This window comes from Spirulina sp. 06S082 (assembly GCF_034932145.1).
In the GTDB taxonomy this organism is placed as follows: domain Bacteria; phylum Cyanobacteriota; class Cyanobacteriia; order Cyanobacteriales; family Spirulinaceae; genus CCY15215.
The window spans coordinates 1-8908 of record NZ_JAYGHV010000063.1 but is presented as its reverse complement, the minus strand read 5'-3'; the positions used below and the strand labels follow the sequence as shown (position 1 = coordinate 8908).

Sequence of the window (8908 nt, the reverse complement as noted above, 5' to 3'; positions counted from 1 at the left end):
GGGTGGTGGGGGGGGGGTGAGATGGGGAAAAATTAGTATTTATCCTGATTTTTCATCACTTCCTCAAGCAGTCCCCCACAGGCATCAAGAAGCAGATCGATGACGTAATTAAATCCATCTGCACCTCCGTAGTAAGGATCCGGGACATCCTTATCGGGGTGATTTGTGGCAAAATCGCACATCATCCTTACCTTATCCTTATATTTGCCCTCGGGATCGAGTCGGAGAATATCGCGATAATTATCCCGATCCATCGCCAAAATGAGGTCAAATTTCTCAAAATCCTCCCGGATAAACTGCCTGGCTTCCCCTTGCAGATCGATTCCTCGTTCTTTAGCCGCTAACCTCATGCGGCGATCGGGAGAAGCGCCGATATGATAACTAGAGGTTCCTGCCGAATCACAGGCGATCGCATTGGCACATCCCCTTTGAGACGCTAAATGATTCATAATATTTTCTGCCGACGGAGAGCGACAAATATTGCCCAAACAAACAAACAATAACTTGTAAGACATCAATTAATAGTAAAATCTGGCTTTGGTACTGGATCGATAGAAGAACCTCGCGTTACACTACTCTCGACTCCTATCCACCTAGCACTATCATAATTGCCCTCATGCGTTCCTCCAATCCCCCATCGGTAATTTTGGAAAGATAAAGGATGAGTCTTCCCGATTCCCTATCCCCTATCCCCTATCCCCTGTATTACTAAAAATGTTCAAATCCTATCGCAATCCCTATTACAACAGGCGCAAACGTCCCTCTATCTCATGGTGGAAACTCTTATTATTTGTTGCCCTGAGTCTTGTTCTCCTCGAAGCCCTGACGCGAATTACGATGGGATTGCTGGGGTATCGAAGCAAATTGGCTAACTATGCTGGAGCGCCAGAAGAGTTTACCGCTTATACCTTAAACTTTCTTAATCTCAAGGGTAAAACCTTCGGCGGACTGCCCGATCGCGGTCAATTACTGGCTGTTCCTGATTCTGCCACAGGCTATCGTTTAGCCGGAAAACAAACCAGCGAATTTTGGCAGATCAACGAGCAAGGATTTCGCGATGATGAACCCTTACCCCTAGAAAAGCCGGCGAATGAGATTCGTATTTTTATTTTGGGGGATTCCACCGCTTTTGGCCAGGGCATTGTCGCCGATCCCGAAAACAATCTTACGGCGAATCAAAAAACAATTGCTTATAAATTACAAACACGCCTGCAAACTAGATTAGAACAACAAAACCGTTCCCCGGAAAAATATCGACCCAGTGTCCTCCCTGTTGATTCCATAGGACGAGCAAATGCACTAAGACTCCCCCCCAAAATTCGCGGCGGCAACTATCGCGTCATTAATGCGGCGGTTCCTGGTTATACCTCGGGCAACCAATTGGCTCAATTAGCCTTAGAAATTCTCCCCTATAAACCCGATGTGGCGATCGTTCTGCATGGCTATAGCGATCTGATGCTTCCTCAAGAGCAACAAGCTGCGGCAATTCCCAAACAAGCAGAATTTCTCAACAATCCGACTCAGCATTTTTGGACTTATTTAAGTCAATCTGGATGGCAATTTTTGACAGGTACCAGTATTTACAAAAGCCTGCAATATTTCGTTCTCAAACCCGAACCTTCTCTAGCTCGAGAAACCTTGGCGATCGCCGGAGAATCTCAATCTTTAGAAGAATATTTACCTGAGAATGAGACTGAGTTAGAATTTCGCGTCGATCGCTATCGTCAGAATCTCAAACAGATGATTCAAATCGGTGCCGGTTCAAATATTCCTCTCATTATTGCCCTGCAACCCGAAATTACGGGAATTTCGCCAGAGAAACGCCAAGAAAAGGAAGATAAAACCGAAAACCAAATCGTGCAAGAATTAGGCTCGGTTTACCAACAAAAAATTGAAACAGGTTTTACTCGTTTGGGAGCAGTTAATGAACAGCTTGGCAAGGCTTTTCCTAAAAATGCTAAAGTTCTCAATTATTACCGCTTATTTGACAACCTTTCTGCGGTTGCCTTTATTGATGCCGTTCATCTCACGGATGCAGGAAATCAAGCACTATCGGAACGATTTTATAATGCTGTGACGGCACTACCCGATTTACAAATTATTGCCCAAACTCCTCGCCGTTAATCAATCAAAAATTACGATTAAAAACCATCACTAACAAACTTGTTGGTGATGGTTTTGGTATAATTAATTGGTTTTTGGATTGCCTTGATTTTACAAACCAGGAAGTTCTAAACCACTGGTTAAATCTTCCATCCGCATCCGCATGGTTTCAGTGGATTTATCGTAGGCATCTTTCATCGCTGCTGCTACCAATTCAGAAAGAGCTTCTGCTCCTTTTTCTAGGGCATTGGGGGCAATTTCCACGCGACGGGGTTCTTGATTGCCGCTGAGAACAACCTTAACCAATCCCTCCTCGCTTTGCCCTTCAATTTCCATCTGCTCGAGTTCTTCTTGAAGCTGTTTGGCTCCTTGTTGGACTTGTTGCGCTTTTTTAAATGCTTCGGTTAACTCTTTCATTTTGCCCAAACCGAAGCCAAAACCTTTTCCTTGACTCATTTTGTATTCTTGTTGCTGTTACTTTTTCTTGATTGTAGTCTTTTGTTGTCCCATTGAGGCAGCTAAAACTCCCCAATGAGTTTAACTTCCGGGTGTAAGGTCAGAGACCAGTGCTGTTCGACTTTTTCTTGAACATACTGAATGAGTTGCAGGATATCTCCAGCCTTGGCGCGATCGCAGTTGAGAATAAAATTGGCATGACGACGAGCGATCTGTGCGCCGCCGATTTGATAGCCTTTTAAACCCAACTGCTCGATCAGCCAACCCGCCGCATGAGATTTGGGATTGCGGAAGACGCTGCCACAACTGGGAAGGTGGTAGGGTTGGGTACTCTTGCGATGCTGGAGATTGTAATTGGTTTGGGCCATCACCTCCTCGCGATCGCCCCCAGGCTGGAGTTTTAAAATAGCTTGCACGACGAGTCGATTATCCCCTTGCAGGGTAGACGTGCGGTAGCTGAAATCCAACTCTTCTGGGGTGAGGCGATCGAGGCTGCCATTGGGATTTAAAACCAGCACCTCAACTAAGCTATCGGCAACGCAAGCGCGATGGGCCCCCGCATTCATCACGACGCTGCCCCCCATGCTCCCAGGTATGCCGACCGCCCATTCCATGCCCTGCCAACCCCGTTTGGCGGCTCGCCATGCTAAACGGGCAATCGGTTCTCCGGCACTGGCTGTAATGAGACCATCCTCAGTAAATTGAGAATGGCGCAGGTGGCGCGTCGCAATGGTTAAACCAGGAATGCCGCGATCGCTCACCAACAGATTTGAGCCAGCACCGAGTAGAGTGACCGGAAGAGAGCGATCTTGCGCCCAAGCCAAACTGGCCTGCATATCTTCAATGCTGCGGGGAGAAACGTACCATTCCGCAGGACCTCCCACGCGAAAACTCGTTAATTTTCCCAAGGAAATTTGCGGGCGGATCGTACAGTCAGTGCCTGGAAGATGGACAGGCGATCGCGGGAAAGACTGTCCGGTATAAAAAGAGCGTTTTTCGGTGCGGGGAGCGTCAGAGGAGAGTGTCATAAATCTAATTTCGTTAATCTCAAGGGTTTTCTTCGACAAAAGCAACTCAATTACCCGAACTTGGGTTTCCTATTGATAGAAACTCAACATTTGGGGAATGATTTGATTGAGATTTCCCGCACCCAAAAATAAAGCCAAGTCTCCAGGTTGGAGTGTTTCTTGGAGAAATTCTCTCACGGCGGCGAGAGAAGGTTGATAAAAAACCTTGGGATGCTGCTTTGCCAAGGATTGCGCTAAAGTTTGTCCGCTAACTTGTCCTAGATCGACTTCTCCCGCACTATAAATATCCGTCAGGACAACGAGATCGGCATCCCCAAAAGACTCAGCAAATTCCTGTAAGAAAGTCATTGTCCGACTAAAACGATGGGGCTGGAAAATTGCAACCAATCTTTGCGGCGACTTGCCATTTTGCGATTGAACCCGCAACTTGGCTGCAGCAAGGGTTGCCCGCAGTTCGCTGGGATGATGGGCGTAGTCGTCGATAAAGGTAATTCCCTTTGCTTCACCGCAATGCTCGAAGCGGCGCTTTGCTCCCGTAAAGGAAGATAAGGCTTTGGCGATCGCCTCGAACTCCAAGCCCACCTGACGACCCACCGCCACTGCCGCTAAAATATTACTGAGATTGTGTTCTCCCAATAATTGCAACTGCAACTCTCCCAAAAGGATTCCTCGTTCCCAAACCTTGGCGATCGTCCCGTCGGCGCGGTATTCAATCTCCGTTACCGTATAATCGGCATTTCGTTCCGGCAGGAGACTATAACTAATTTGCGGGGCAATTTCCTCGCGAACTGTATCGCAATCAATACAGCCGATCGTGGTTTGACATTGACGGGTAAAGGTTTTAAATGTTCGGACGACCTCTTCCAAGTTCTGGTAATGATCGGGGTGATCGAGTTCGATGTTAGTCACAACCCCGATCGCGGGGGCAAATTTGACCAGGGAACCATCGGATTCATCTGCTTCGGCAACCAAATATTCCCCTAGACCCAAACGCGCATTGCCCCCCATGCCATTAATTTCTCCCCCGACTACAATCGTCGGATCTACCCCCGCTTTGAAGAGCATATAACCGATAGCACTGCTCGTTGTCGTTTTGCCATGAGTTCCAGAAACCGCAATACTCTTATACTCGAGCATCAGTGCCGCCAGTAAATCCGAACGATGCAAAATAGGATAACCGCGATCGATGGCGGCGTGATATTCTGCATTTTCAATGCCGATCGCCGTCGAGCAAATGATTTGCGGCGATTGAGCGCGAGCGGGCGATCGGGATTTGAGAATAGGGGATTGGCGATTAACCCTCTCCCCCTTTTCCTTGCTCCCATTAACTCCAATTTTTACTCCCGCATAAGCCGTTTCTCGCAGGAGTTCTTTTGGAGTTTGGAAAAACTCTAAATTTTGAGCATCCTGACCTTGAAAAATATGCGCTCCCACAGATTGCAAGCGCTCGGTTATATGAGTCGAACGAAGATCGGAACCAGAAACCGGGAGATTCCGTTTGGCAAGAATGTAAGCGAGGGCTGACATTCCGATCCCCCCAATCCCGATAAAGTGAAAGGGTTTTCCCTTAAAATCAACAGTTTTAGACATTAACGCTCCTTACACCGCACACCACACACCATGCTGCCTTGATAACACGCGCTATCTTATCAAGAATTGATGAACTGGGATACACTCCATCAAAAATTCCTATGCTCGCTTCCGAGGGATAGATAAGGGCGCATTATTAGTTATGCCAGTATTTTTCCTTATTTGGGCTATTTTTATCATTTCCCAAAGTTTTTTTTTGTCAATCCGGAAACTTTTACCTAGTCTGAGGGTTCGGGAGCGCTTCAGATTGACAACCTCAGAAATTTTCTGCAAACCGTCGCGAGAAGTGACAGGCTTTGCGATATGATTTTGGTTATTAAGATTCATTTAATGTTTAGTAGCTCAAAGACAGAGGGCAAGACGCAGTGATTAGAGTAGCAATCAATGGGTTCGGACGCATCGGGCGAAACTTTCTTCGCTGTTGGTTGGGACGGGAAAACAGCCAATTAGAAGTTGTGGGCATTAACGATACCTCCGATCCCGGCACCAATGCTCATTTATTAAAATACGATTCCATGCTAGGACGGTTGGATGCCGATATTTCCGCCGACCAGAATTCCTTAATCGTGAATGGCAAAACAATTAAATGCGTTTCCGATCGCAATCCCCTGAATTTACCTTGGGATGCTTGGGGCGTTGATTTAATTATCGAATCCACCGGGGTATTCGTAACGGATGAGGGTGCTTCCAAGCATTTGGCCGCAGGTGCTAAACAGGTTCTGATTACGGCTCCTGGAAAAGGAGGCAACATCGGCACCTACGTTATGGGGGTAAACCATCACGATTACGAACACGGACAGTACAAAGTCATCAGCAATGCCAGTTGCACGACTAACTGTTTGGCTCCGATTGTCAAAGTTCTCCATGAGAACTTCGGTATCATTCAAGGCATGATGACCACAACCCACAGTTATACGGGGGATCAGCGTTTATTGGATGCGTCCCACCGAGATTTACGTCGAGCCAGGGCTGCTGCGGTTAACATTGTTCCCACCACAACGGGAGCGGCTAAAGCTGTGGCTTTGGTCATTCCAGAAATGAAGGGCAAGTTGAATGGGATGGCTTTCCGGGTACCGACTCCTAATGTTTCCATTGTCGATTTTGTCGCCCAAGTTGAGCAGGGCGCGATCGTCGAGCAGGTTAACACGGCACTGAAAGAGGCTTCAGAAAATTCTCTCAAAGGGTTTTTGGGTTATAACGATAAGCCTTTAGTGTCCTCTGACTATCGCGGCACAGATTGCTCATCGATCGCCGATGGCTCTCTGACGATGGTAATGGGTGGCAATATGGTCAAAGTTGTCGGTTGGTATGATAACGAATGGGGCTATTCCCAACGCGTTGTCGATCTGGCTGAATTAGTCGCTGAAAAGTGGGTTGCCTAAATCCTTGATTTTTTCAGGAGAATCCCCTGCCAACAGGGTTGAAATAAATCCCGATCGCCATTGGCGATCGGGATTTAAAAATGTTGAAAGCTACTTTCTAAAGTCAAAATCAAAGGTGGCTCGATGCCCTGGGGCGCGATCGCCTGCACTACTAATTCTGAGGTAATTTTACCAATAATTCTCGCTTCACCCCCCAATTGATGCACCAGAGAATTTGCAAAAGATGGAGGCAAACACAAGACTAACTCAAAATCCTCTCCTCCAGAGAAAACCCAATCTCGGGCTTTTTTTGGGGAAACGAGAAGATTCAAAGCTGGGGGAATGGGTAAAGCTGCCAGATCGATCGCGGCACCCACCCCACTCTCTCGACAAATCTGCACGATCGCATCGGCTAATCCATCGCTACTATCCATCCCCGCAATGGGAATTGCAGCAGAGATAGTTTGCAGGTGCGGCAATACGTCCAAACGCGGCAGAGGGCGTTGGTGTGCCTGGATTAAATTTTCGCGCATTTCTAGGGGCAGAGAATGCCCGATCGCCGGATCGAGCAGCAGTTCTAACCCTGCTCTCGATTTACCGTGTTCTCCCGTAATAACAATGGCATCTCCCGATCGCGCTACAGAGCGGCGAATTGCCCTGGCAGGGGAGACTTGACCGAGCGCCGTGACTGCAACGGTAAGCACCGGAGAGCGACAGAGATCGCCGCCAATAATAGAAGTTTCGTAGGGCTTAAGACAAGCGGTAAACCCCTGATAAAACCCTTCAACCCAAGCAACCGGGGTTTGGGGGGGCAAACTCAAACCAATGGTTAACCCTAGAGGAGAAGCCCCCATCGCTGCCAAATCTGATAAATTTGCCGCCGCCGATCGCCAACCCACATCAAAAGGGGAAGTGGTGCGATCGCTAAAATGAACCCCATCCACAAGAACATCCGTTGTTACCACCAGATCGCGATCGCGGGGGAGAGAAACGATCGCGCCATCGTCCCCCACAACATCAGCGTTGCAGAACCCCTGCACCAATTGCAAGAGTTTCTGTTCTCCCAAATTTCCCACCGCGATCGAGGCAGAAGTCATGAAATCTTGATAATTAAGAGGGTTGCTGTAAATTTTCCCTGCCGGTGGTAACAGTTGCCGAAATAATGCGATCGCCCGCTTTTAAGCCTTCCAATACCTCTTTTCCCTTCACCACATAGCCAAAAACCGAATAGCGTCCATCGAGAAGATTAAAACCGGGAGGAGTAAGTTCGCCGTCGTAGAGGAAAAAGAAAATTTGCGACGAACCCCCATTAGCATCGTCCGCCGGATGACCCAAGGCGATCGCGCCGTAGGCATTAAAAGGCAGCACGGGAGGCGTTAAATACAAGCCAAGGGCTTCTAGGGTAAACTCATAAATTGGCGTGGTTTCCTCGGCAATCTTCACCTCTAAAGGAATAGCGCGATATTCTCCTGTTTCCGGATCGATGAAACCCGCTTCTTCCCCAGGAGGATCGCCAACCTGCACGATGTAATCCTGAGTTTGAAAGAACTCCAAACCATCGTAAAAACCGCGATCGACCAGATCGACAAAATTTCCGGCATTAACAGGGGCATTGTAGCCATCAACGATCGCTTCCATCTGCCCTTTATTCGTTTCGATCGTTATTTTGGCACGCCCTTTCAATTGAGGTAAATTGGCATAGTCTTCGGGAACCTCAAACGGAAAACCCGTAACCATCATGGTTTCTAATTGGCCGACGCGATCGAGGAGATCTCCTTGTAAGAAAGTTGTTACTTCCTTATCCTGTTTTTCCGTCGCTGCGATCAATTGGGGCAGACCTTCTTGTAATTCACTCAATAAGGTTTCTGCTTCGCTCTTACATTTAGCAGGAATATCTTGCAAGATTTTATCATCATCGTATTTAACGACTAAATTAGCGGCTTTAGCTGCCTTTACCGCCGAATTCCAGCGACGGCGACGAATTTCTAACGAGATTGCCTCCAAACTTCCTTGCAAGCGCCGAACTTCTTCATTCTGGATGGGTAGGGCATAACGGAGAATGGCAATGGGATCGGTAATGGCATCCCCTTGAGCAAGTCCGGCTCTGGCATTTCCGGGACAAACCCAAACTGTAGAGACGATAATGAGAGTGGCGATCGCGCTCCAAGACAACAAGCGCTGACCCCAAAATGGTTTGAAAAAGTTCATAAATTCTTTTGTGGCTTTTAATAAATGACGATCTGATGAGGCAATAATTCCCTTTCCTGTTCTTTTTTTAGCAAAACAAGGTTAAATCGCAAAATCTCAAGGTTGAGAGAACCTTCTCAAGGTAGAATGGATCGCGGATATTTTGACCTGCATTGGGGCAAT

The 8908-nt window shown here is 47.5% G+C and carries 8 protein-coding genes; 2 read left to right on the top strand and 6 right to left on the bottom strand.

The features are described from left to right. Window positions 1-32 precede the first annotated feature (32 nt). Window positions 33-515 carry a low molecular weight protein-tyrosine-phosphatase gene (locus VB714_RS06370; RefSeq protein ID WP_323222292.1) on the bottom strand — a complete coding sequence of 161 codons (483 nt, stop codon included), beginning with the start codon at window positions 513-515 and terminating at the stop codon, window positions 33-35. Between the two features lie 199 nt (window positions 516-714). Between VB714_RS06370 and VB714_RS06365 the strand changes: the two genes are divergently transcribed. Then, window positions 715-2124: a hypothetical protein gene (locus tag VB714_RS06365; protein WP_323222290.1), complete on the top strand. Its 1410-nt coding sequence runs from the start codon at window positions 715-717 to the stop codon at window positions 2122-2124. A gap of 90 nt (window positions 2125-2214) precedes the next feature. On the opposite strand, the gene VB714_RS06360 is transcribed toward VB714_RS06365, so the two are convergent. From VB714_RS06360 to murC, 3 genes are all read right to left on the bottom strand, one after another. Beyond that, window positions 2215-2559 carry a YbaB/EbfC family nucleoid-associated protein gene (locus VB714_RS06360; protein ID WP_323222289.1) on the bottom strand — a complete coding sequence of 115 codons (345 nt, stop codon included), beginning with the start codon at window positions 2557-2559 and terminating at the stop codon, window positions 2215-2217. A 62-nt stretch (window positions 2560-2621) separates the two neighbouring features. Further along, window positions 2622-3587, bottom strand: a complete 966-nt coding sequence (gene murB, locus VB714_RS06355) for a UDP-N-acetylmuramate dehydrogenase (protein ID WP_323222287.1) — start codon at window positions 3585-3587, stop codon at window positions 2622-2624. Between the two features lie 69 nt (window positions 3588-3656). Then, window positions 3657-5177 (bottom strand): UDP-N-acetylmuramate--L-alanine ligase, encoded by a 1521-nt coding sequence (murC, locus tag VB714_RS06350; RefSeq protein WP_323222285.1) that lies wholly within the window; start codon window positions 5175-5177, stop codon window positions 3657-3659. 365 nt (window positions 5178-5542) lie between these two features. On the opposite strand from murC, the gene VB714_RS06345 reads away from it, so the two are divergent. After that, window positions 5543-6559, top strand: a complete 1017-nt coding sequence (locus tag VB714_RS06345) for a type I glyceraldehyde-3-phosphate dehydrogenase (protein WP_323222283.1) — start codon at window positions 5543-5545, stop codon at window positions 6557-6559. Between the two features lie 74 nt (window positions 6560-6633). Here the strand turns inward: VB714_RS06345 and thiL are convergent, their stop codons facing one another. Both thiL and VB714_RS06335 read right to left on the bottom strand, forming a co-directional pair. Continuing rightward, entirely contained in the window at window positions 6634-7635 is a 1002-nt protein-coding gene (thiL, locus tag VB714_RS06340; protein WP_323222281.1) for a thiamine-phosphate kinase, read from the bottom strand. A gap of 13 nt (window positions 7636-7648) precedes the next feature. After that, complete coding sequence (locus VB714_RS06335) at window positions 7649-8746, bottom strand: peptidylprolyl isomerase (RefSeq protein ID WP_323222279.1); 1098 nt, start codon at window positions 8744-8746, stop codon at window positions 7649-7651. Window positions 8747-8908 lie beyond the last annotated feature (162 nt).

What these genes read in the sequence shown, in the direction of transcription:
- murC (WP_323222285.1), bottom strand. Translation starts at nt 5,177, where the DNA reads ATGTCTAAAACTGTTGATTTTAAGGGAAAACCCTTTCACTTTATCGGG.
- murB (WP_323222287.1), bottom strand. Translation starts at nt 3,587, where the DNA reads ATGACACTCTCCTCTGACGCTCCCCGCACCGAAAAACGCTCTTTTTAT.
- thiL (WP_323222281.1), bottom strand. Translation starts at nt 7,635, where the DNA reads ATGACTTCTGCCTCGATCGCGGTGGGAAATTTGGGAGAACAGAAACTC.
- VB714_RS06370 (WP_323222292.1), bottom strand. Translation starts at nt 515, where the DNA reads ATGTCTTACAAGTTATTGTTTGTTTGTTTGGGCAATATTTGTCGCTCT.
- VB714_RS06365 (WP_323222290.1), top strand. Translation starts at nt 715, where the DNA reads ATGTTCAAATCCTATCGCAATCCCTATTACAACAGGCGCAAACGTCCC.
- VB714_RS06335 (WP_323222279.1), bottom strand. Translation starts at nt 8,746, where the DNA reads ATGAACTTTTTCAAACCATTTTGGGGTCAGCGCTTGTTGTCTTGGAGC.
- VB714_RS06360 (WP_323222289.1), bottom strand. Translation starts at nt 2,559, where the DNA reads ATGAGTCAAGGAAAAGGTTTTGGCTTCGGTTTGGGCAAAATGAAAGAG.